The sequence below is a fragment of the Dysgonomonas sp. 25 genome (assembly GCF_010501075.1).
GTDB lineage: Bacteria > Bacteroidota > Bacteroidia > Bacteroidales > Dysgonomonadaceae > Dysgonomonas.
In genome coordinates this window covers 1-326 of record NZ_QVMN01000046.1, presented here as the reverse complement: position 1 = coordinate 326, position 326 = coordinate 1, and the positions used below count along the sequence as shown (strand labels likewise).

The following is a 326-nucleotide window of genomic DNA, read 5'->3' as shown; positions in this document are numbered from 1 at the left end:
TAAACAGATTCCTCACATACTTAATTCCTCTTTCCATTTGGCTATCCGCCTCTTCAAATGTATCAAACCACAATTTCCATGGATATAATCCAAATACCTCAAAAGAAATATACTCAGAAAAGTTAACTTTTTTTAGGGCCTGAGCTAATGATACAAAATCAAAGTGCCCCTCTCCTGGGGCTTGTCTATTGGAATCTGCGAAATGAATATTAGCAAGCGTATGACCATATTTTCTAATTTCATCAGCAGGACTTACTTCTTCTATATTCATATGATATGTATCTGCCATCGTTCGCACATTTGGATGGTTCACCATTTTCGTGAAT

At 36.2% G+C, this 326-nt stretch carries 1 protein-coding gene; it reads right to left on the bottom strand.

The window, feature by feature from the left end:
• Positions 1-289, bottom strand: a 289-nt coding sequence (locus D0T66_RS16150) for a sugar phosphate isomerase/epimerase (protein WP_255489855.1), incomplete at its 3' end; no start/stop codon positions are given.
• Positions 290-326 lie beyond the last annotated feature (37 nt).